This is a genomic window from Marinobacter sp. MDS2, assembly GCF_030718085.1.
In the GTDB taxonomy this organism is placed as follows: domain Bacteria; phylum Pseudomonadota; class Gammaproteobacteria; order Pseudomonadales; family Oleiphilaceae; genus Marinobacter.
In genome coordinates this window covers 477,256-500,109 of the sequence record NZ_JAVAJF010000001.1, presented here as the reverse complement: position 1 = coordinate 500,109, position 22,854 = coordinate 477,256, and the positions used below count along the sequence as shown (strand labels likewise).

18 protein-coding genes and 4 tRNA genes are annotated in these 22,854 nt (G+C 53.8%); 17 read left to right on the top strand and 5 right to left on the bottom strand.

The features are described 5' to 3' along the window. Positions 1-78: 78 nt before the first annotated feature. The gene (folD, locus tag Q9245_RS02410) at positions 79-936 is read right to left on the bottom strand and encodes a bifunctional methylenetetrahydrofolate dehydrogenase/methenyltetrahydrofolate cyclohydrolase FolD (RefSeq protein WP_305895665.1); all 858 of its coding nucleotides are present in this window, start codon (positions 934-936) and stop codon (positions 79-81) included. A 236-nt stretch (positions 937-1,172) separates the two neighbouring features. Between folD and Q9245_RS02405 the strand changes: the two genes are divergently transcribed. The 10 genes from Q9245_RS02405 to Q9245_RS02360 all read left to right on the top strand — a co-directional run bounded on the left by Q9245_RS02405 (position 1,173) and on the right by Q9245_RS02360 (position 10,460). Further along, positions 1,173-1,249 (top strand) — tRNA-Pro (locus tag Q9245_RS02405). 33 nt (positions 1,250-1,282) lie between these two features. Then, positions 1,283-1,359 (top strand) — tRNA-Arg (locus tag Q9245_RS02400). A gap of 92 nt (positions 1,360-1,451) precedes the next feature. Continuing rightward, positions 1,452-1,527 (top strand) — tRNA-His (locus Q9245_RS02395). A 57-nt stretch (positions 1,528-1,584) separates the two neighbouring features. Beyond that, a tRNA-Leu gene (locus Q9245_RS02390) sits at positions 1,585-1,669 on the top strand. A 220-nt stretch (positions 1,670-1,889) separates the two neighbouring features. Further along, a complete protein-coding gene (gene tig, locus Q9245_RS02385) occupies positions 1,890-3,194 on the top strand; it encodes a trigger factor (RefSeq protein ID WP_305895664.1) in 1,305 nt (434 codons plus the stop codon). Positions 3,195-3,357: 163 nt separating this feature from the next. Beyond that, complete coding sequence (gene clpP / locus Q9245_RS02380; protein ID WP_133005865.1) at positions 3,358-3,993, top strand: ATP-dependent Clp endopeptidase proteolytic subunit ClpP; 636 nt, start codon at positions 3,358-3,360, stop codon at positions 3,991-3,993. A gap of 76 nt (positions 3,994-4,069) precedes the next feature. After that, positions 4,070-5,353 carry an ATP-dependent Clp protease ATP-binding subunit ClpX gene (gene clpX, locus Q9245_RS02375; RefSeq protein ID WP_199006820.1) on the top strand — a complete coding sequence of 428 codons (1,284 nt, stop codon included), beginning with the start codon at positions 4,070-4,072 and terminating at the stop codon, positions 5,351-5,353. A 173-nt stretch (positions 5,354-5,526) separates the two neighbouring features. Further along, entirely contained in the window at positions 5,527-7,944 is a 2,418-nt protein-coding gene (gene lon / locus Q9245_RS02370; RefSeq protein ID WP_305895663.1) for an endopeptidase La, read from the top strand. Positions 7,945-8,182: 238 nt separating this feature from the next. Further along, positions 8,183-8,455, top strand: coding sequence for an HU family DNA-binding protein (locus tag Q9245_RS02365; RefSeq protein ID WP_114333466.1), 273 nt, complete (start codon positions 8,183-8,185; stop codon positions 8,453-8,455). A 157-nt stretch (positions 8,456-8,612) separates the two neighbouring features. Continuing rightward, positions 8,613-10,460: a SurA N-terminal domain-containing protein gene (locus Q9245_RS02360; protein WP_305895662.1), complete on the top strand. Its 1,848-nt coding sequence runs from the start codon at positions 8,613-8,615 to the stop codon at positions 10,458-10,460. Positions 10,461-10,501: 41 nt separating this feature from the next. Here the strand turns inward: Q9245_RS02360 and hexR are convergent, their stop codons facing one another. Continuing rightward, entirely contained in the window at positions 10,502-11,383 is an 882-nt protein-coding gene (hexR, locus tag Q9245_RS02355; protein ID WP_305895661.1) for a transcriptional regulator HexR, read from the bottom strand. Positions 11,384-11,561: 178 nt separating this feature from the next. On the opposite strand from hexR, the gene zwf reads away from it, so the two are divergent. Genes zwf through Q9245_RS02340 form a run of 3 tightly spaced genes read left to right on the top strand, consistent with a single transcriptional unit; the run spans position 11,562 to position 14,399 of the window. Further along, entirely contained in the window at positions 11,562-13,034 is a 1,473-nt protein-coding gene (gene zwf, locus Q9245_RS02350) for a glucose-6-phosphate dehydrogenase (protein WP_305895660.1), read from the top strand. Beyond that, positions 13,027-13,740, top strand: coding sequence for a 6-phosphogluconolactonase (pgl, locus tag Q9245_RS02345; RefSeq protein ID WP_305895659.1), 714 nt, complete (start codon positions 13,027-13,029; stop codon positions 13,738-13,740). The genes zwf and pgl overlap by 8 nt, the downstream gene beginning before the upstream one ends. Continuing rightward, complete coding sequence (locus Q9245_RS02340; RefSeq protein ID WP_305895658.1) at positions 13,740-14,399, top strand: bifunctional 4-hydroxy-2-oxoglutarate aldolase/2-dehydro-3-deoxy-phosphogluconate aldolase; 660 nt, start codon at positions 13,740-13,742, stop codon at positions 14,397-14,399. Before pgl ends, Q9245_RS02340 begins: the two co-directional genes overlap by 1 nt. An 8-nt stretch (positions 14,400-14,407) precedes the next feature. Here the strand turns inward: Q9245_RS02340 and pyk are convergent, their stop codons facing one another. Then, positions 14,408-15,856, bottom strand: a complete 1,449-nt coding sequence (gene pyk / locus Q9245_RS02335; protein WP_305895657.1) for a pyruvate kinase — start codon at positions 15,854-15,856, stop codon at positions 14,408-14,410. Between the two features lie 122 nt (positions 15,857-15,978). Between pyk and edd the strand changes: the two genes are divergently transcribed. Together edd and Q9245_RS02325 are read left to right on the top strand one after the other, a co-directional pair. Further along, positions 15,979-17,805: a phosphogluconate dehydratase gene (edd, locus tag Q9245_RS02330; RefSeq protein WP_305895656.1), complete on the top strand. Its 1,827-nt coding sequence runs from the start codon at positions 15,979-15,981 to the stop codon at positions 17,803-17,805. A 34-nt stretch (positions 17,806-17,839) separates the two neighbouring features. Then, on the top strand, positions 17,840-18,445 hold the full coding sequence (locus tag Q9245_RS02325; protein ID WP_305895655.1) for a uracil-DNA glycosylase family protein: 606 nt from the start codon (positions 17,840-17,842) through the stop codon (positions 18,443-18,445). Here the strand turns inward: Q9245_RS02325 and Q9245_RS02320 are convergent. Then, positions 18,442-20,238 (bottom strand): alpha/beta hydrolase, encoded by a 1,797-nt coding sequence (locus Q9245_RS02320; RefSeq protein ID WP_305895654.1) that lies wholly within the window; start codon positions 20,236-20,238, stop codon positions 18,442-18,444. The genes Q9245_RS02325 and Q9245_RS02320 overlap by 4 nt on opposite strands. 75 nt (positions 20,239-20,313) lie before the next feature. Beyond that, positions 20,314-20,673, bottom strand: coding sequence for a phasin family protein (locus Q9245_RS02315; RefSeq protein WP_305895653.1), 360 nt, complete (start codon positions 20,671-20,673; stop codon positions 20,314-20,316). 314 nt (positions 20,674-20,987) lie between these two features. Between Q9245_RS02315 and Q9245_RS02310 the strand changes: the two genes are divergently transcribed. After that, positions 20,988-21,788 (top strand): C39 family peptidase, encoded by an 801-nt coding sequence (locus Q9245_RS02310; protein WP_199006832.1) that lies wholly within the window; start codon positions 20,988-20,990, stop codon positions 21,786-21,788. Between the two features lie 54 nt (positions 21,789-21,842). Then, positions 21,843-22,853, top strand: a complete 1,011-nt coding sequence (locus Q9245_RS02305; protein WP_305895652.1) for a transporter — start codon at positions 21,843-21,845, stop codon at positions 22,851-22,853. Position 22,854 lies beyond the last annotated feature (1 nt).

The window sequence follows — 22,854 nt, the reverse complement described above, 5'->3', positions numbered from 1 at the left end:
AGGCTGTAGAAATGAAAAACCCCGCTGATGCGGGGTTTTTTGTGGCTGCTTGTTTTTTTGCGGTTGTTTAGGTCGGTGTTAGTCAGCGTGTAGTACGTCGGCGGCGTACAGGGTGTTCTCCAGTAGCTTGGCGATTGTCATGGGGCCTACGCCGCCGGGAACGGGGGTGATGTAGGCGGCCCGTTCTGAGGCTGCCTCGAAGTCTACGTCGCCGCACAAAGAGCCGTTTTCCATCCGGTTGATGCCAACATCAATAACCGTTGCGCCCGGTTTTACCCATTCCCCTTTGATGATGCCCGGTTTGCCTACCGCCGCAATCAAGATGTCGGCTTCGCTGACAAACTTTTCCAGGTTGTCTGTAAAGCGGTGACAGACGGTCGCCGTTGCGCCTTTGAGCAGGAGTTCCATGCTCATTGGTCGTCCAACGATGTTGGATGCACCCACAATAACCGCGTGCTGGCCTTTGTAAGGGGTGTTAATGGAGTCGAGCAGGGTAATGACGCCTGCCGGTGTGCAAGGGCGCAGAGTGGGCTTGCGTTGCATCAGGCGGCCGATATTAAAAGGGTGGAAGCCGTCTACGTCTTTATCCGGGCGGATCTTTACCAGAATCGGATCTGCGTCCAGGTGCGAGGGCAGGGGGAGTTGAACAAGAATGCCGTCGATGGCCGGGTTCTCGTTCAGTTCGTCTACCAACGCCTCCAGTGCGTCTTGCGATGTGTCTTCCGGCAGGTCGTAAGACAATGACATGATGCCTGCCTGCTCGCAGGCTTTGCGTTTGTTGCCCACATAAACCTGTGAGGCGGGGTCGCTGCCGACCAAAATAACCGCCAATCCGGGGGCTCTGAGCCCCTTCTGTTTGCGGGCTTCGACGCCGACAGCAACCTGCTGTCGAACCTGTGCGGCAATTTCTTTTCCTTTAATCAGTGTGGCGCTCATGTTTCCGTCTTGTAGGTTGGGCATGAATAATGGTCTAATAACGAAGGTGAGGCATTGTCTCATGGTTCAGCATTCTCGCCAATGTAAGTAGAGGGCGGAAATGCATCTCTCTGGAGAGCTGTGAGAAGGCGATTTCGTAATTATCTGAATGATTTTCAAATTCTTTGTTGACGGATGCGAAACTCGAAGGTAATATGCGCGCCAACTTTGCTGAAGCACTTGTTGTTCAGTCTTATCGGGGTATAGCGCAGTCTGGTAGCGCGCCTGCTTTGGGAGCAGGATGTCGGGAGTTCGAATCTCTCTACCCCGACCATTTTTCTGAATATTCAGGTGGGCGAAAGGTCAAGCGCCCGTAGCTCAGCTGGATAGAGCATCCGCCTTCTAAGCGGATGGTCGCAGGTTCGAGTCCTGCCGGGCGCGCCATTAGGCTCTAAGTTCGGTCTGCACCGGGCTCGTCAAACCAGCAAAGTTGAGGCTAGACAGATCAAAGTGCCATAGGGCACTTTTTTAATGTGGTGGACGTAGCTCAGTTGGTAGAGCTCAGGATTGTGACTCCTGCGGTCGAGGGTTCGAACCCCTTCGTCCACCCCACTTTTCTCTGTTTGGTCGTTTCCGGTTTTCTGAAGTCCTCAGATTTTAATCGGGCATGCGAGAGTGGCGGAATTGGTAGACGCACTGGATTTAGGTTCCAGCGGGGCAACCTGTGAGAGTTCAAGTCTCTCCTCTCGCACCATCCTTCTTTATTTTCCTGTTTTTATCCTCATATTTTACGTTTCCATGCTGTGATCATGCTCTTAAACCGTCATTCCGTTTGGTGCAGTGATTCTCTCGGCAGGGTAAACCGTGATAAACTACCGGCTTTTAATTTTGCGTCCCGCTAGAGAGTTTCGCTCTTAACGGGATTTTGTTTTAATTTTCATTCACATACAGAATCTGTAATTCGAGGATCTTCCATGCAAGTGTCTGTTGAAACGACCTCTAACATCGAACGTCGCATGACGATTGGTGTGCCCGCCCAGGAAATTGATCAGGCGGTTCAGAAACGCCTACAGGAAACCGCTCGCACTGTTCGCTTGAACGGCTTTCGCCCAGGCAAGGTGCCCATGAGCGTGGTTAAGCGTCGTTTCGGTGACAGCATTCGTCAAGAAATCGTTGGCGAAGTTATGCGCGACAACTACATCAAGGCGCTGCAGGAGCAGGATATCAATCCAGCGGGCTGGCCCCAGTTTGAGCCAAAGACCATGGAAGAGGGTAAAGACCTCGAGTTCGTGGCTGTGTTCGAAGTGCTGCCAGAAATCGAACTGGGTGACCTGAGCAAGATTAAAGTTGAAAAGCCAGCCGCCGAAGTAACCGACAAAGATATCGATACCATGATCGATAACCTGCGTCGTCAGCAGGCGCCTATGAAGGAAGTTAAGCGCAAGTCCAAGAACAAGGATGTTGTGACCATCGACTTCAAAGGCACCATCGACGGTGAAGAGTTTGAAGGCGGCGCGGCTGAGGGTCATCGTCTGACTCTGGGTTCTGGTCAGATGATTCCGGGTTTCGAGAAGGCGATCGTTGGTGGTAAGACTGGCGAAGAGTTCGATATCGAAGTTACCTTCCCCGAGGATTACCACAACGAAGATCTGGCGGGTAAGCCGGCTACCTTTGCAATCAAGGTTCATAAAGTAGAAGAGCCTCAGTTGCCAGAGCTGAACGCCGAATTCTTCCAGAAGTTTGGTATCGAAGCGGAAGACGAAGCCGGATTCCGTGAAGAAGTTAAGAAGAACATGGAGCGCGAGCTGAAGCAGGCAGTGTCTAACAAGGTCAAGAATGACGTTGTTGAAGGTCTGCTGGAAACAACCGAGCTGGACGTTCCGTCCTCTTTGGTTGATCAGGAAATCGATCGTCTGCGTCAAGAAGCCGTTCAACGCTTCGGTGGCCAGGTAGACTTCCAGCAGCTGCCGAAGGAAATCTTCGAAGAGCAGGCTCAGCGTCGCGTTAAGACCGGTTTGTTGTTCCAGGAAGTGGTTAAGGCCAACGACCTGAAGGCCGATGCCGCGAAAGTAGATGAAAAGATTCAGGAAATCGCGTCTACTTACGAGCAGCCGGAAGAAGTGGTAGCCCACTTCAACAGCAGCCAGGAGCAGAAGACTCAGGTTGAGTCTGTGGTTCTTGAGGAAGCGGTTGTTGATCTGGTTCTGGGTCAGGCCAAAGTGAAAGAAAAGAAGATGAAGTACGAGGAAGCCGTCAAGGCTGGCCAAGCCCAGCGTTGATAGCTCGGGCATAGCCCTGAGTCGCTTTCTGGAAACAGCCGGTGTATCCGGCTGTTTTCATCTGGGCTCACTGCTGGCAAAGTATAGGGGTTTCCAGGCTTTATATTCCGGACATCCTGCAGCAGGAGTCCATGCCCAATGTCTTTAAGGAGTTCAGGCACACATGACGCAAAAACCGTTTGATGGCCCAACAATGATAACGAGCGCCGGTCTGGTGCCGATGGTAATCGAGCAGACGGCACGTGGAGAGCGGTCCTTCGACATTTATTCGCGCCTTCTGAAAGAGCGGGTAATTTTTCTTGTCGGTCAGGTTGAAGACCACATGGCTAACCTGGTCGTTGCTCAGTTGTTGTTCCTGGAGTCCGAAAACCCGGATAAGGATATTCACCTGTACATCAACAGCCCGGGTGGTTCGGTCACTGCGGGTATGTCGATCTACGACACCATGCAGTTTATCAAGCCGGATGTGGCTACCTTGTGTATTGGCCAGGCAGCCAGTATGGGTGCATTCCTCCTCGCCGGCGGTGCTGAAGGCAAGCGTGCATGCCTACCTAATTCCCGCGTTATGATTCACCAGCCACTCGGTGGTTATCAGGGCCAGGCTACGGACATTGAAATCCACACCCGTGAGATTCTGAAGATCCGTAATACCCTGAATACAATTCTGGCGCATCACACCGGGCAGGATCTCGAAACCATCGCTCGCGATACTGATCGTGACAACTTTATGGATCCTGACCAGGCGAAAGAGTACGGGCTAATCGATACAGTACTTGATAAGCGCGTACCGAATAACTAATACTGAAAGTCATCGCATCACACTTGGCCTGCGTATAAAACGTTTGGGCAGGCCAACGAAGAACAGAGGTATTTAAATGGCAGATGAAAGAAACGGCAGAGGCGACGATAACGGCAAGTTGCTGTACTGCTCGTTTTGCGGAAAGAGCCAGCATGAAGTCCGTAAGCTCATCGCAGGGCCCTCGGTTTTCATCTGCGACGAGTGCGTTGATCTGTGCAACGACATTATTCGTGAAGAGATTCAGGAGAATGCCCAGGAAGAAGCGAGTGATCGCCTTCCGGTTCCGGCAGAAATTCGTGACACTCTCAATGAGTATGTGATCGGCCAGGATCGCGCCAAGATTGTGCTGGCTGTTGCCGTCTACAACCACTACAAGCGCTTGCGCTACGGTGAAGGCAAGAGCGATGTTGAGCTGGGTAAAAGTAACATTCTGCTGATTGGTCCGACCGGTAGCGGTAAAACCTTGTTGGCTGAAACTTTGGCTCGCACGTTGAACGTGCCTTTCACTATTGCGGACGCAACCACGCTGACTGAAGCCGGTTACGTGGGTGAGGATGTTGAGAACATCATTCAGAAACTGTTGCAAAAGTGCGACTACGATGTAGAGAAGGCCCAGCGCGGTATTGTCTATATCGATGAAATCGACAAGATTTCGCGCAAGTCGGACAATCCGTCGATCACTCGCGATGTATCGGGTGAGGGCGTGCAGCAGGCTCTGCTGAAACTGATCGAAGGTACGGTTGCTTCTGTGCCTCCTCAGGGTGGCCGAAAGCATCCTCAGCAGGAGTTTCTGCAGGTGGACACCGGAAACATTCTGTTCATCTGTGGGGGTGCTTTTGCCGGATTGGAAAAGGTCATCCAGGAGCGTTCAGAGCGGAGCTCTATCGGTTTCTCGGCAACGGTAAAGAGTCAGGATGACAGCAAGAGTGCTGGCGATATCATTCAGGATGTAGAGACCGAAGATCTGGTCAAGTTCGGCCTGATTCCCGAGTTTGTAGGTCGTTTGCCGGTTGTGGCAACGCTGACCGAGCTGGACGAAGATGCGCTGGTGCAGATTCTGACCGAGCCGAAGAACGCCCTGACCAAGCAGTATCAGAAGCTGTTTGATCTTGAGGGCGTTGAGCTGGACTTCCGTGAAGATGCGCTACGTGCAGTCGCTCGCCAGGCTATGTCCCGGAAAACCGGTGCCCGAGGCCTGCGTTCCATCATGGAAGCGACCTTGCTGGATACCATGTATCAGATTCCGTCTGAAACCGATGTGTCCAAAGTGGTGGTCGATGAGAGTGTGATCAACGGTGAATCAGAGCCGTTCAAGATCTACGCGAACAGCGATCATGCAAAGGCAGCATCAGAAGACTGATCGTCTCGGCTAACGAGAGATCGGTTACCTGAAAAAGGGGCGTTCAACGCCCCTTTTTCATGGCTGCTGATAAAGTACCCGCCAAGAATTTTGCCCCGTAAAAAGATTGCAATTTTAGTCTGCGCCCCAATGATGGGTGGTATGCTGAATAAAATGTTTTCAGAGGATTCTCTATGACCCTTATATCCGAAGAAACCGTGCAAGAATACCCGCTGCTTCCGCTTCGCGATGTGGTGGTGTTTCCGCACATGGTGGTGCCACTGTTTGTAGGACGCGAGAAGTCCATTCAGGCACTCGAAGCCGCGATGGAGGGTAGCAAAGAGATTTTGCTGGTTGCGCAGAAAGATGCAGCCACAGACGAGCCAGGCGCCGCCGATGTGTTTGATATGGGTACTTTGGCTACCGTGTTGCAGATGCTGAGGTTGCCAGACGGCACCGTAAAGGTACTGGTAGAAGGTAATGCCCGTGCCAGTATTTCCGGTATTGAAGAAGGTGACTATCTCACTGCCGGCGCCGTGTTGATGGACGAAGATCAGTTGCCAGAGCGTGAGCAGGGCGTATTGATCAAAACCCTTCAGGAAGAGTTTGAAAAGTATGTAAAACTCTCCAAAAAGGTTCCGTCGGAAGTCTCTAATTCCCTTACCGGCATTAACGAGATCGATCGCTTGGTGGATACCATGGCGGCCCATCTTGATATGCAAATTCCGGAAAAGCAGGAGCTTCTTGAAGCACTGGATGTGCGCAAGCGGGTGGATCTGCTGCTGGGTAAGCTCGATAGCGAAACGGATTTGATCGAAGTTGAAAAACGTATCCGTGGCCGCGTCAAAAAGCAGATGGAGCGTAGCCAGCGTGAGTATTACCTGAACGAGCAAATGAAGGCTATCCAGAAAGAGATGGGCCAGCTCGGTGAGGGGAACAACGACTTCGAGGAGCTAGAGCAAAAACTGGAAGAAGCCGGACTGCCCGAAGAAGCCCGCAAGAAGACCGAAGCCGAGCTCAATAAATTGAAGATGATGTCGCCCATGTCTGCCGAAGCAACGGTTGTGCGCGGTTACATCGACTGGATGCTGGCGGTACCCTGGAAAAAACGTAGCCGGGTACGCCACGATCTCGAAAAGGCGCGTGAAATACTGGACAAGGATCATTACGGTCTGGACGAGGTCAAAAAGCGGATTCTCGAGTATTTGGCGGTTCAGAGCCGCGTGAAGAAGGTGAAGGGGCCAGTGCTTTGCCTGGTTGGGCCTCCCGGGGTGGGTAAGACTTCTCTTGGTCAATCAATTGCCAAGGCCACCAACCGCAAATACACCCGTATGGCGTTGGGCGGCGTTCGCGACGAAGCTGAAATTCGCGGTCACCGTAAAACCTATATCGGGGCGTTGCCGGGCAAGTTGCTGCAGAAATTGTCGAAGGTTGGCGTTAAAAACCCGCTGTTCCTGTTCGATGAAATCGACAAGATGGGTATGGACCACCGCGGTGATCCTGCTTCCGCTCTGTTGGAGGTACTGGATCCGGAGCAGAACCACACCTTTAACGACCATTACCTCGAGGTGGATTACGACCTCTCCGATGTGATGTTCGTGTGCACGTCGAACTCTATGGATATACCTCCCGCTTTACTGGACCGAATGGAAATCATTCGGATCCCGGGGTATACCGAGGATGAGAAGGTCAACATCGCGCTTAGATATCTGTTGCCCAAGCAAATTGTTGCAAACGGCCTGCGCAAGAACGAATTGCAAATACCGGAAGAAACCTTGCGGGATCTGATTCGCTATTACACCCGGGAAGCAGGTGTGCGTGGGTTGGAGCGTGAAATCGCCAAAATCTGCCGTAAGGTTGTGCGTGAACACGTAGAGAGCAGCGACAAGGCGTCAGTAACGATTACGCCGGAGATGCTGGAAGACTATTCGGGCGTTAAAAAGTTCAAGTACGGTCTTGCTGAAGAGAATAATCAGATTGGTCAGGTGACGGGCTTGGCCTGGACACAGGTTGGCGGCGAATTGCTGACGATTGAGTGTGCGTTAACGCCGGGTAAGGGTCGGGTTGTGAAGACCGGTTCTCTGGGTGATGTCATGCAAGAGTCGATTCAAACGGCTTTGACAGTGGTCAGAAGCCGGGCAACCGGGCTTGGTGTAGCCGACGATTTCCATGAAAAGCACGACTTACACGTGCACGTTCCGGAAGGTGCAACGCCAAAAGACGGTCCGAGTGCGGGTATCGGGATGTGCACAGCTCTCGTTTCTTCACTGACTAAAATCCCCGTCCGTGCGGACGTTGCGATGACGGGTGAGATCACTCTGCGAGGTCGTGTGCTGCCGATTGGCGGGCTGAAAGAGAAGCTTCTGGCGGCTCATCGCGGCGGTATAAAAACGGTGTTGATTCCTGACGAAAATGTTCGTGATCTCAAAGAGATACCGGAGAATATAAAGGAATCTCTCGAGATTAAACCGGTTAAGTGGATTGATGAAGTGCTCGACATTGCGCTGGCTTATCCACCCGAACCACGAGCGGAAAAGGATGACGACAAAGCGGCTTCGTCTAAAGGAAATGACGACTCCAATGATGCTGTAGAGCGCATAAATACACATTAAACACCGGATGAGTTGTTGACATGCCGGAGAGCCCATTGGTATAACTGTTTCGCCGTGAAGCAGCCAATACCAAGGGCTCCCGCGCAGTATGTGCCTATTCCAAACATCGGTTAATCGCCGCAAGGAATAATAATAGTGAAGAATGGAATTCTCCGACCGCTTATGCGATAGTCGTGAGCGTCCGCGAAAATACAAACCAACCTATAACATCTTCAACCTGACATCGAAGGGGTTTAGTGTGAACAAGTCCGAACTGATTGATGCAATTGCAGAATCCGCAGATATTTCCAAAGCTGCAGCTGGCCGTGCGCTGGATGCTATGACGAACACCATCACTGGTGCTCTGAAGAACGACGATCAGGTTACTCTGATCGGCTTCGGTACCTTCTCTGTGAAAGAGCGTGCCGCTCGTACTGGCCGTAACCCGCAGACTGGCGCTGAGATCAAGATTCCGGCCTCTAAAGTGCCTGGATTCAAAGCAGGCAAGGCCCTGAAAGACGCTGTTAAGTAATAGCTCTTTCTCTGGCAGCTTCCTCCGCTGGCGGGAGTTGCCATAAGAATTCAAGGCGCATTCCGATCAGGGTGCGCCTTTTTACGTTAAAGGCAGCCGGGGCTACAGCTCACACAATAATCACCAGCACGACCTTGAACAGGGATTCAGAACTAACATGCTTCAAGATATTCGGGATAACGCCCAGAGTACCATCGCCAAAGTCATCGTTGGCCTTTTGATTGTTTCCCTTTCCATCTGGGGAATGGATGCCATTATTGGCGGTTTTACCGGTGAGCCCGAAGTGGCTACGGTGAACGGAACCGACATCACCGAACGGGAGTTTCTCCGCACCGTTCAGCTGGAAACCCAGCAGCGCCTGATGCAGATGGAAAATCCAGACCCTTCTCTGGTGGACGAAGACCAATTGCGTACCGATGTGCTGGAAGCCCTTATTCAAGAGGCCGTGCTGACTCAGGATGCGCAAAGCCAAGGGCTTGAGCTGTCGGATGCGGATATTGATGCCCTGATTACGCAAATGCCCCAGTTCCAGGTAGATGGCAAGTACAGTCCCGAAAGGTTCGCGGCGACCGTTCGCAATCTGGGCATGGGCGTTGCCGAATTCCGCGCCAGCATGCACAAGAGCTACGTAACCAACCAGATACGGGCTGCGATCGCTCAAACCGCACTGGCGACACCAGAAAGTGCCGCCCAGTTGCTGGCGATACAGAATCAGACGCGGGATTTCCGTGTGCTTTCGTTGTCGAAAGATCAAGTGGCTGACCAGGTTGTGGTGACTGATGACGAGATTGCCACTTATTACGAAGAGAACAAGGCTCAGTTCCAGGAGCCGGAAAAGGTGGATGCGGTTTACCTGACGCTGTCTCAGGCCACCTTGGCGGAAGCGGTTGAGGTGAGCGAAGACGAGGTGCGGGCTGAGTATGAATCACGGGCCGAGCAGTTCGCCCGAGAGGAACGCAAAGCGGCCCATATCCTGATCGAGGCGGGTGCCGAAGCGGAAGAAACCGTTTCGACGATTCAGTCCCGACTGGATGCCGGTGAGTCCTTCGCCGAGCTTGCCAAGGAGTTCTCGGTTGATACCGTGTCAGGCCGTGATGGTGGTGACTTGGGATACGCTGGCCGTGGTGTTTACGACGAAGCCTTTGAAGAAGCGTTGTTTGCAATGGAAGAGGGCGAAATCTCTGAACCGGTAGAAACCAGCTTTGGTATCCACCTGATTCGCCTGGACGACGTTCGTCGTTCTGACGTACCGGCGTTCGAAGAGCTGGAAGCGCAGCTGCGCAACGAGTTGGCTCGCGCCAAAGCGGAAGAGCGTTACGTTGAAGTGCGTGCCGATTTGGCAGACGCTGCCTATGCGGCTGATGACCTGGCGGGGCCGGCCAACGAATTGGGGCTGGAATTACGGGAAGTGCAGGGTGTTACCCGTGATGGCGGTGCCGCACCGTTTGATCATGCCGGGCTGGTGCGCCAGTTGTTCTCTGCGGATGTGCTGGAAGATGGCTACAACACCGAGCTGATCGACGTGGGCGACAATGTCTCTATTGTGGCACGAGTCAAAACTCATCATGAAGCCCGTCAGCTTGAGTTGGCGGATGTTCGCGATGACATCAAGGCAACGCTTGAAGTCATGGCCGCGAGAGAGGCTCTGCAAGCGAAGGCGAACGAGTTGGTGGCAGACATTGAATCCGGCGACAGCGTCGAGCAAGGTGACTGGAAGCAGTTTGAAGCTCAAGAGCGCGGTGCGGCCGATAATCTAAGCCAGCTGGTACTGAGAAAAGCCTTCACCATGCCGCGCCCAAGTGGCGAGGAATCGACAGTAGACGCTGTTGTTGGTTTGGCGGAAGCTCATATTGTTGTGCTTGAGGCGGTTAACGAAGGGGAAGTGGATCGTGAGAACGCTGAGTTCCAGCAGGTTCAGCAGTTCCTGACCCAACTTCAAGGTCAACGTGAATACGCTGTTTATCAGCAATTTTTGAGAGAAACCGCGGAGGTGGAGCGTAATTGATCCGCTGCTCCAAATAGAAAGGGTGCTTCGGCACCCTTTTTTTATGCCTTGGGATTAAGAGGGAAGCGCGTGGCTTTAAGGCTCTCTTTCACTTTTTTGAGGTGGTTGAGGAAATCAGGGCCCCGTTTTAAAGTGACGCCGGTAGCCAGTATGTCAATCACCGTCAGGTGGATGATGCGGGAAGACATGGGCATATAAACTTCCGTATCTTCCGGGGACGTAACCCCGAGAACGGTGGTGCACACCTCAGCCAGAGGCGAATCCGGATTGGTGATTCCGATCACCGTGGCACCATTGCCCCTAGCCAGTTCGGCCGACTCCACGGATTCTCGGGTGCGACCGGTGTAAGAGATAACGACGATGGTATCTCCGACGCCAGCGCCCGCTGCGACCATTCTCTGCATCAAAGCGTCTTCGTAGGCGGACACCGGTGTGTTAAATCGGAAAAATTTATGCTGGGCGTCCATGGCAACCGAGGCGGAGCCACCCATACCGAAAAAGATGATCTGTTTCGCCTGGATCAGGTAATCCACCACCGTGGCTATAGACTCCGGGTCCAGCGCTTGTCGGGCTTTGTCGAGGCTGGCGATGGTACTGAGCATGATCTTGTCCGCATATTCAGCGGCCGTGTCGTCGGGCTTGATATTCTCGCCCACGTAGGGGGTACCTGTGGCGATGCTCTGTGCCAGTCGAATCTTGAAGTCAGGGAAGCCAGTGGCCGAAAAGCCGCGGCAAAAGCGGTTAACCGTGGGTTCACTGACGTCAGCCGCCCGAGCCAAAGCCGCAATGCTGTATCGGGTTGCAGCGCTAGGGTCACGGAGAATGGCACCGGCTACCTTGCGCTCGGATTTGTTGAGAGTTTCCAGGCGGTTCTGGATTTCTTCCAGTAAATTCTCTTCTCTACGGACCGCACTGACTGCCATACGGAATGCTCCCTGCCTGTACGCAAAATGATGGTTGAGTCGTCATTATACCTGCCTTGAAAGAAAATCTGAGTAGTAAAAACGTCATGGGTCGCGCAGTTCCTTGGATTCCTTGATCGGCAATGTCATTATTTAGTTAAAGTTACGACAAGAACCTGCCACCAGGATGGGGAGTTGAATGTCTGAGCCATTGCCAGTCTCTTGCGATCTCATGCTTTTCGGAGCCATGGGGAATCTGGCCCGCAAAAAGCTGTTCCCCGCCCTCTATCAATTGGAACGGGCCGGCTTGCTAGCGGCAAACAGCCGTATTCTGGCCATTGCCCGGCGCGACTTAAGCATTGACGCGGTGAGAACAGAGTTGGTCTCGAATCTCAGAGGTGCGCTTGTCGATGAGGAATTCGATCAGGAATTGGCGCAGCGTTTTGCCGGGAGGGTGGACTACCAGCGGCTCGACTTTTCCGACGCTGCAGCGTTTGCCGAGTTGAACAGCTGGCGTAACGCTGACAATCAGCTGATTGTTTACATGGCGACGCCTCCGGCTATGTATGGTGTGATCGCACGGAATCTGAAAGACCAGAGTTGTTGCACGGAACGTACTCGGGTCGTGGTGGAAAAACCGATCGGGCACGATCTGGCGTCATCCAAGGTAATCAATGACGCATTGGCAGAGGTGTATGACGAGAGCCAGCTTTTCCGCATCGATCACTATTTGGGTAAAGAAACGGTCCAGAACCTGATTGCCCTGCGATTTGCCAACAACCTGTTTGCGTCCCAGTGGGATCAGAACCATATTTCCCACGTTGAGATTACCGTGGCTGAGAGCACGGGCATCGACGGGCGCTGGGGTTATTTTGATAAAGCGGGACAGGTTCGGGATATGATCCAGAACCATTTGCTGCAGTTGCTGTGTTTGATTGCGATGGACCCGCCTGCGGATTTGTCGGCCGACAGTATTCGCGACGAAAAGGTGAAAATTCTGAAAGCACTCAAACGTATATCCCCCGAGATGATGGAGCAATACGTGGTGCGTGGCCAGTATGCCGCCGGTGCCAGTCATGGCAAGGTGGTGCCGGGTTATCTGGAAGAAGAGGGCGCCGACAAGTCCAGCCTGACGGAAACGTTCGTAGCCCTAAAAGTGGAGATCGACAATTGGCGTTGGTCGGGCGTGCCGTTTTACATCCGAACCGGCAAACGCATGCCCGAGAAAATGGCCCAGATCATTATTCACTTCAAACCGGCTCCCCATTACATTTTTGACCCTGACCAGAAGCATCTGGCCAATAACAAACTGATCATTCGGCTCCAACCGGACGAAGGCATGGCTTTGAAAATTCTCACCAAAGACCATGGTTTAGACAAGGGGATGCGGTTGAGGCAGGGGCCGCTTGAGCTGACGTTTTCGGAAACCTTTGGTGCCGAACGCATCCCGGATGCTTATGAACGTTTGTTGTGGGAAGTAATGCGAGGCAGCCAGTATCTCTTTGTGCGGCGCGATGAAGTTGAGCATGCGTGGCGTTGGGTGGACCATATTATTCAGAACTGGCGGAATCTGGGCGAGCCACCCAAACGCTATGCCGCGGGCACCTGGGGACCGGTTGCATCCATTGCGCTGATCACCAGAGATGGCAGGAGTTGGTATGAAGATGCCTGAATTGCAATTGCCAGAGGGCGTTAATGTACATTCGGCTCAGTCACCAGAGACTCTTGCCGAAACTCTCGCGGACCATGTCGCGGAATGTCTGCGTCTTCGCCTTGCTGAGGCTCCGGCGGCAACGCTGGTGGTTTCCGGAGGCTCAACGCCGCTGCCTTTTTTTCGGGCCTTGCGGAAAAAAACGTTGGAGTGGGGTAGGGTTCTGATCGCTTTGGCCGACGAACGCTGGGTGCCAGAAACTGACGCGGCCAGCAATGCCGCCTTGGTGAAAAAAGAGCTGCTGCAAGCGGAAGCGGCTCAAGCCCGGTTTGTGTTGTTTCGCTATTCCGACGAAGAAGCGGTTGAGGCGTTGCCGAAGCTTGAGGCCGCAGCAGCAGAACTAACCGATCCGGTGGATGTGCTGGTGCTCGGCATGGGCAATGACGGGCATACGGCCTCGCTGTTTCCTGATGCACCCGAGTTAAACCGGGCCATGGACCGGCGTGGGCAGCAGCGGGTCATGGTGATGACACCACTGTCACAGGCTCACCGGCGAGTCACTCTGACCTTGCCGGTGCTGATGCAAGCTCGTTTTAAAGTGCTACACCTGAAAGGACAAGATAAAATTGCCACGTTGGCTCGAGCCGCGGAAGCTCCGGCCGATTGGTCAGCCATGCCGATTCGGGCTTTCCTGCAAGCCGGATTACATGTTTACTGGAGCCCGTGATGCCACAACTCTCGAACGAACATAAGCTGGAAATTGAGAGGGTACTGACCCAGTCACCGATCATACCGGTGATCACCATCCATCGTTTGTCGGATGCAGTGCCTTTGTGCAAGGCGCTGTATGAAGGAGGACTTGGTGTTCTCGAAATTACTCTGCGTACCGAGTGCGGGGTGGCTGCAATTCGCGAGGTTCGTAAAGCGCTGCCGGATGCGTTGGTAGGTGCCGGTTCGGTAACCAGTATTGGCCAATATCGCGAGGTAGAGCTGGCCGGAGCCCAGTTTGTGATCACGCCCGGCGTTACCGAAGCAGTGCTGGAATTCGGGGTAACGTCTGAAGCACCTTTGCTGCCGGGTATTTCGACAGCTTCAGAGCTGATGATGGGCCACATTCACGGCTACCGGCATTTCAAATTCTTCCCCGCTGAAGTGTCTGGTGGTGTAGCGGCTCTGAAAGCACTGGCGGGGCCGTTCCCGGGGGTAAAGTTTTGCCCGACGGGAGGCATTCGGCGGGACACGGCGGCAGACTATCTGGAGTTGGAGAATGTCGCTGCGGTCGGCGGTAGTTGGTTAACACCGGCCGATAAAGTCGCGGCGAAAGACTGGGCGGCGATTTCCGATATCGCGCGCACCAGTCTTGTGGATGCCAGAAAGCAATCCTGACAGGCGGGTTAGCCGATGTCGGTACCTACCTGAACGATTTTCATGGTGTTGGTGCCGCCTTGAGCATTCACGAAATCGCCATTGGTGATAACCACCAGGTCGCCCTGTTTGACGTATTCGCGCTTGACCAGTTCTTCCAGTGCCAGATTCTTGACCTGCTCTTTTTCGTGATTGGCGGAATCGAACGGTACCGTTTGAACCCCCCGGTACAGGGCGACTTTATGCTGAGTCGAATGATGGCGGGAGAACGCGAAGATAGGCAAGGCCGATTTGATGCGCGACATCAGCCGAGGTGTCGAGCCGGTTTCTGTCAGGCAGATAATAGCCGTTACGCCTTGCAGGTGGTTCGCCGCGTACATCGCGGAGAGCGCAATGGCTTCGTCAACGGCTTCCATACTTTCATTGATACGGTGTTTTGACTGGCGCATCGAGGGGTGACGTTCGGCACCTTTACAGATGCGCACCATGGCTTCGACGGCCTCGGTCGGGTAGTCTCCGACCGCTGTTTCTGCCGACAACATCACCGCATCGGTGTAGTCCATAACCGCGTTGGCCACGTCAGAGACTTCGGCCCGGGTTGGCATCGGATTGGTGATCATGGATTCCATCATCTGGGTGGCGGTGATAACCACCCGGTCGAGTACCCGGGCTCGGGCAATGATGTGCTTCTGAACGGCGACCAATTCCGCATCACCGATCTCGACGGCCAAATCGCCCCGAGCCACCATCACGGCATCCGAAGCTTTGATCACCGCATCCAGTGCTTCCGTGTCGTGAGCCAGCTCTGCCCGTTCGATTTTCGCGACCAATCCAGCATCAGAGCCCGCTTCCTTCAGCAATCGGCGGGCGACGTGCATATCTTCGGCCGTGCGAACGAAAGAAACCGCAACGTAGTCGGCTCCCAGATTTGCGGCGGTAACGATGTCCTGTTTGTCTTTTTCGGTGAGCGCGTCAGCAGAAAGCCCACCGCCACGCTTGTTCAGGCCTTTGTTGTTGGATAGCGGGCCGCCGATCAGTACAGTCGAGGTGATGCTGTGGTCATTTACGGCCGTGACTTCCATTTCGATGCGGCCATCGTCCAGAACCAGAATGTCGCCGGGGGTGACGTCGTTGATCAGCTCTTCGTAATCAATACCGACGGAGGCTTCGGTGCCGGCATCTTTGTCCATGGCGGCATCAAGAACAAACGTTTGGCCCGGTGTGAGAGTCACTTTGTTGTTGCTGAACCGGGCAATTCTCAGCTTCGGGCCCTGCAGATCAGCCAGCAAAGCAACGAAGCGTCCTTGTGCGGCTGCGGTTTCCCGGACATGCTTGGCCCGCTCGATGTGTTCCTGCGCGCTGCCGTGAGAAAAGTTCAGGCGAGTAACGTCCACGCCGGCCGCAATAATGCCAGCCAGCGCTTCTTTGCTGTCGGTGGCGGGGCCAAGGGTGGCTACGATTTTTGTGCGCCGGAGCATAAGGCTTGTCCTTTTGATGTGTCGAAAACAGGGAGTGTATTGAGTATGGTTAATTGAATCGGAACGCGAGTCTTTAAGGAAGTACACTTACGTCGTGTGTTTATCAATTTGGGAGTCATGCCATGCAGCCTGTTGTTTCCAGGGTTACTGACCGGATTATCGAGCGAAGCCGGGCAACGCGGCAGGCGTATTTGGCCAGAATGCGGGCGCTCCGGGAGCAGGGGCCACAACGAGGAACTTTGTCGTGCAGTAATCTGGCTCACGGCTTTGCGGCGTGCCAGCCGGGCGACAAGGACCAGCTCAAACTGATGAACCGAGCCAATGTGGCGATCGTCTCGGCGTACAACGATATGCTTTCTGCGCATCAACCTTATCATCGTTTCCCGGAAGTTATTCGCGAAGCGGCTCATGGCATGGGGTCTGTGGCCCAGTTTGCCGGTGGCACACCTGCGATGTGTGACGGTGTTACCCAAGGGCAACCCGGTATGGATCTGAGCCTGTTTTCCCGTGACACCATTGCCATGAGTACGGCTGTGGCTTTAAGCCACAACATGTTCGATGCCATCACCTTACTGGGTATATGTGACAAAATTGTGCCAGGCCTGCTTATTGGTGCATTGAGCTTTGGCCATCTGCCTGCCGTCTTGATACCGGCGGGGCCGATGCCCTCTGGGTTGCCAAATAAAGAGAAACAGCGGGTTCGGCAGTTGTTCGCGGAAGGGAAAATAGGGCAGGACGAACTGCTTGAAGCCGAGAGCCAGTCTTACCATAGCCCGGGCACCTGCACGTTCTACGGAACCGCGAACAGCAACCAGCTATTGGTGGAGGTGATGGGCCTGCACTTGCCCGGTGCAGCTTTTGTTCATCCGAACACGCCGTTGCGAGATGCTTTAACCCGCGCAGCCACGGAGCAGGTGATCCGTTTGTCTCAACCTCAGGGCGGTAAGTTGGGGTTGGCCGATATGGTGGATGAAAAGGCATTAGTGAACGCTCTGGTGGCCTTGCTGGTTACTGGTGGTTCTACTAATCACTCCATCCATTGGGTCGCGATAGCCCGAGCGGCTGGTGTTCTGATCGATTGGAACGACTACGCCGAGCTTTCCTCCACCGTTCCCTCTATGACTCGTATTTACCCGAACGGCCAGGAAGATATCAATGCCTTCCATGAGGCGGGTGGCACGCCTTACCTGATTCAGGAGTTATTGAGTGCAGGGCTTCTTCACGAAGACGTCAACACTGTCATGGGGCCGGGGTTGGCCCAGTATGCGCGGATGCCGGAAATGAGCGAACAAGGGTTGCGATGGCAGCCGGCGGTTAGCAAGAGTTTGAAGCCAGACGTGCTCAGCTCTGCCGAGCAGCCGTTTGCTCCGGACGGGGGGCTGAAAGTCCTCGAGGGGAATCTTGGCCGGGGCATTATCAAAGTGTCGGCGGTTGCAGCGGAGCATCACAAGGTGGAGGCGCCGGCGGTTGTGTTCGAGGATCAGAACGACCTGAAGGCGGCTTTTGAGGCCGGCGATCTTGATCGGGACTGCATTGTGGTAGTGCGTTTTCAAGGGCCCCGGGCTAATGGTATGCCGGAGCTTCACAAGTTGACGCCTTACCTGGGCGTTCTCCAGGATCGCGGTTTTCAGGTTGGACTGGTGACGGATGGCCGTATGTCGGGGGCTTCTGGCAAGGTGCCGGCGGCCATCCACGTTTATCCCGAAGCTCTGGAAGGTGGGCCCTTGGCTAAAATTCGAAACGGTGATGTGATCCGTTTGGATGCCGTTAACGGTCAGTTGTCCGTGTTATTGGACGATGCCACTTTGAAGGCCAGGGAAGCGGCCAGCAGGGATCTTACCCGACAACATCAAGACTACGGTCGTGAACTGTTTGGCTGGATGCGGCAGGGGGTGAGTCATCCGGAGCAGGGCGCCAGCGTGTTTTGGGCACAGGAAGAAAAGGGGTAGAAAATTTTATGGGGACAGCTCTGGAGGACTGATTGTGGCATCGAAAAATCACGAGCTCGCTAGCCTCAGTTTTGAGCACTTGGTACGGCGGGTCAGAGCGTGCACTCTGTGCCGTGAAAAACTTCCCCATGAGCCCAGGCCGGTCGTTCAGCTTTCTGAGTCATCCCGTATTTTAATAGTGGGGCAGGCACCGGGCAGAAAGGTCCACGAAACCGGTATACCGTTTAATGATCCTAGCGGAGACAGGCTTCGGCGCTGGATGGGGATAGACAGGCAGACGTTTTACGATGCGAGTCGAATTGCTATTCTTCCTATGGGCTTTTGCTTTCCCGGTTCGGGGAAAGCCGGGGATTTGCCACCCATCCCGGAATGTGCAGATACCTGGCGTGACGCATTGCTGGCGCGGCTGAAGAAGGTTGAATTGACATTGGTGATTGGTCAGTACGCGCATGCCTGGCACTTGCCAGAGAGCCGGCGTTCGGTTACTGAAAACGTGAAAGCGTGGGAGGAGTATTGGCCGCGGCTGCTACCAACCCCTCATCCCAGCCCCCGAAACAATTTATGGTTTCGAAGGAATCCCTGGTTTGAGGACGAGGTGCTGCCGCGGCTGCAGGAACGAGTCGCCGAGATTCTCGGTTAGACCACATCTCCTGCTTTGACTTTGACGTAGCTACCGGGAGCGTCTTCGATGGTCTTTAATTCCCCGTCTCCGGGTATACGGGCGGGCACCTGAGTACCTTCGTATTTCTTAACCCACTCGCGCCAGTGTGGCCACCACGAGCCTTTGTGAGCTTCGGCGGTGTCAAACCAGTCATCGGGGTTATCCGGCAGAGCGTTATTGGTCCAGTAGCCGTACTTCTCTTTGTAGGGCGGATTGATAACCCCTGCGATATGGCCGGAGCCTGAAACCACAAAACGGACATCGCCTCCGTAGACTTTCGCACCTTCGTAGGTGCCTTTCCATTTGGCGATATGGTCCTGGCGTGCCGACAGGAAGAACGAGGGAACCTTGATTTCGCCGAGATTGATTTTTTCACCGCAAATGGTCATTGCGTCAGGTTCGACCAGGCGGTTGTGCAGATACATTTCACGCAGGTAGTAGCTGTGCATGCGGTAGGGCAGATTGGTGCCATCCTGGTTCCAATACAGCAAGTCGAACGCTTTCGGCTTTATGCCCTTCAGGTAGTTGTTGGTCCAGTAAGACCAGAACAGGTCATTCTCGCGCAGCAAGTTGAAGGTGAAAGCGATGGCCCGGCCGTCAAGGTAGCCTTTCTTCTCCATGGCACGCTCGATACCGCGCAGGGAGTGGTCGCTGATGAACACACCTATGCCGCCCGGATCGGAGAAGTCCATCAGAGTTGTCAGGTAGGTGGTGCTGACAATCGGTTTGAGCTTCTTTTTCGCCAGAACAGCCATGGTGGTGCCCAGGAGCGTGCCTCCGATGCAGTAGCCGATCGCGTTCAGTTTGTCCTCGCCGGTGGCCTGCTTTACTGCCTCAACGGCAGCTAACGGGCCTGATTCTACATAGTCGTCCCATCCCAGGTTTTTATGCTCCGGCCCCGGGTTTCGCCACGAAATAACAAACACGGTTTGCCCTTGACCGACGAGCCAGCGAATAAAAGAATTCTGCTCGGACATATCGAGAATATAGAATTTGTTGATCCATGGCGGAACGATGAGGATCGGGCGCTTTGCAACGGTTTCTGTGCTTGGGGTGTACTGAATCAGCTGCATGAGTTCATTTTGATAGACTACTTTTCCCGGCGTTGCTGCCAGGTTTTTGCCTATCTCGAACGCCGTGCGATCGGTCATCCCCACGTTGAACAATGCCGGATTTTGACGGATGTCCTCTAGCAGATTGCGGGCACCATCGACCAGATTCATGCCTTTCCGTTCCCACGTAATACGCAACACTTCGGGGTTGCTGATCGGGTAGTTTGCCGGAGAGAGGGCGCTGGTTAGTTGTCGGGCATAAAACATCAGTTGATCCCGGCTGGGCGCCGGCAGTCCTTCAATGTTCTCTACCCAGTCCAGAAAGGCTTTTGAATTGATCAGGTAGGCTTGTTGTATCACATCGAAGGGCAGATGTTTGTGCCAGTCCTCGGCCAGAAAGCGTCGATCGTCCGGGTCGGGTTCGATGACAGGATCTTCCTGTTTGCCTCGGACACGACTGAACGTATAACGGGCAAGTCCAAGATGTTTTTTCGCAAGATCCATCTCGGCACTGGCGAGTCGAAGAGGGTGGAGCAGAATGTCCTCAGCCATTGCGCGATACGCATCTGACATTTCGGACAGGGTAGATAGTTTGGCGTAGTCCAGCAATCCAGCGTCACCCAGTAACGTTTCTAGTTGCTGCTGGCTGTCACGAATTCGCGGATCGAATGATTTTAAAAACTGGCTTGCCGTCTTACCGAAAAAATCCATACCAAGCATTGGAGCCTCCTTTCGCTTGATAAAAACAGCCGGAATGAACAACACCATTCCGGCATTCAACTGTATTAGACGGAATCAGGCCGCGGTTTTGTTGCCGCTAGATGTCTTTGCGGATGTTTTTGTTTCGGTTGACGGCTCGCTTGTTTCTGTCTCGAAAACGCGCTGAACGCGCTCGCGGGTCTCACTGAAATAATTCTGCCAGGCTTTCCAGTCGTTGGTGAGTTGGTCGTTCAGTGATTTGAGCGTTTCCGCTTGGTGGGCGGTCAATGTTTTCAAGTCATCCAGATTACGTACTTCGGCTGCTTGTTGTGCCTGATCCATGGCAACGTCTGTATAACGGCGTAGAGCTTCCATTTGCATTTCGGCGGCTTTGCCAAACTGGTTGATCAGTGTTTCGTTAAGGCTAGAGGCTTTTTTGAGTAGATCCGTGTTCATCAAGTACAACTCCATTTTGTAAGGTATCTTCTTTAGAGGATGTTTTTCTTATCGTCGCCGGCGTCTGATGACGCTGGTATGACAGTACGTATTATCCCTTACCTTCGTGCGTGAGTCGTTTAGCTCTTAGTCGACAATGGAATCGAATTGAATCAACGGCTCTTGAACCAGTTCTCACTCCCCCCGGGCTGGCCTGCGCTGCAGCGATAGATTTGAGGCACAGTTATCTTTAAGCCTTTTCCGATTTCGGTATCGTACCGTTACATGATGTAACCACTAAGTTGCATATCTAATAAAAACAGGGACTTTCCATAATGCTGCTGGTGTTGGCCGGGTCTATCATGACGTTCGCAATGGTGCAGGAAGCTACCGAAGTAGAACCGTTTGATCGGGGTACCATTGTGCTCGAGCACAAAGTGGACGCCAGCCCCGTTGAGCATCGCACCGATGTTCGCGTTGAACCATTGGTGGAACAAACCTTCCGAAACATAGTGCGGCAAGCCTACGACTACAGTTGCGGCAGCGCAGCGCTCACCACCGTATTGAACAATTATCTGGGGCGAACACTGTCAGAGCGCCAGGTGATGGAAGGGCTGCTTCACTACGGCGAAAGCGAGCGCATTGTCGAGCGCCGCGCATTCTCCATGCTGGATATGAAAAAACTGGTGACCGCGCTTGGTTACCCGTCAGGTGGTTTTCGCGCCGGCATCGATGACCTGATGGAACTTGATCACCCTGCCATCGTTCCCATCCAGCACGCAGGCTTCAAACACTTTGTTGTTCTTCGAACCATTCGCGATGGCCGGGTATATCTCGCGGACCCGGCCGTGGGCAACATCTCGTTTACCTTGGCTCAGTTCGAAGAAAAGTGGGACGACAACGTGTTGTTCATCGTTTTCCCGGGAAGTGACAAGCCACTGGACAACCTGGAGCTGAAAGAGGAAGACCTCCGGTTCGTGGATGACCAGACCATGACGCTGCTCGCGCAGCATGAAATTCCGGCATTTCATGAGGCCACGGAGCGTCGGCTGCAGAACCTGTTGGAACGTCAAAAAAATAATCCCGACGGCAGTGTGGAGAACACACGCAAACAACTTCACTACCGTCGTAACTAATTTTCGGGTTAACCCCCGGGACAGGAATAAAATCAATAAGAGTAGGGAGTCAGGATGAATCGTTGGTTAGTGCGAGGCTTTTTCCTTGTTTCCACGGCGGGTCTGCTTCCGGGTATGGCGCTGGCACAAGACGGAAGTGTGGATCAGGCACGGGAAGCGCTGTCGCGTCAGGACGGTGATGAGGATTCCAGCCGTCAGTTGGAGGAGGTGTTCCAGGCGGCGGAGAAAAATTACTCGTTGCAGAAGAAGGGTACCCATTCCCTGAACTACTCCTTTGATTACTCGTATACCGGCGATCAGCGTCTGGATCTCGCGATTACCAACGGGTCTGTGCGTAATCTGGATGTGGTGCCCTCGGCCACACACAGTTTCACTAATTCGTTTTCCTACGACTATGGGCTCTTGGACAATTTGACGGTTGGAGCCCGGCTTCCGCTGGTGGTCAAGTACGACACGGAAGACGAATTGAACGTATACGACATGGGGGACATTTCCTTCACCGGCCGCTGGCAACCGTTTGCGTATGTGCCAGGAAAAATGTCGACCACCTTTTTTGGCACATTAAGCACCAAAACCGGCGTCAGCCCCTACGAAATTGACATCAAGGAACAGTTGTCTACGGGCAGCGGTTATTACTCGGTTGGCGGTGGCCTGAGTATGTCCAAGGTGTTGGACCCGGTGGTTGTGTTCGGCTCTCTGAGTGCGACTTACAACATCACTGCTGATGATTTGGAGCAAGTCCGGGGTGGCCGTCTGCTGGTTGAAGTTGAACCCGGCTTCGGGCTTTCCGGGTCGGCCGGTTTTGCCTATTCGTTGTCCTATGACATTTCCTTGAGTGTGTCGGCCCAGGTCAGCTACAGCGATGAAACGATTCTGACTTTCTCGAACGGCGATCAAGCCGCAGCACAAGACCAGATGACCGGGTTCCTCAGTATGTCGCTCGGTACCCGAGTCAGCGACATGACGATCGTGAACACCAGCCTGGGTATTGGCTTGACCGAAGACGCTCCGGACTTCTCCCTGGGTGTATCCCTGCCCATTAATTTCTCCGGCCTCAAAGAGTGAT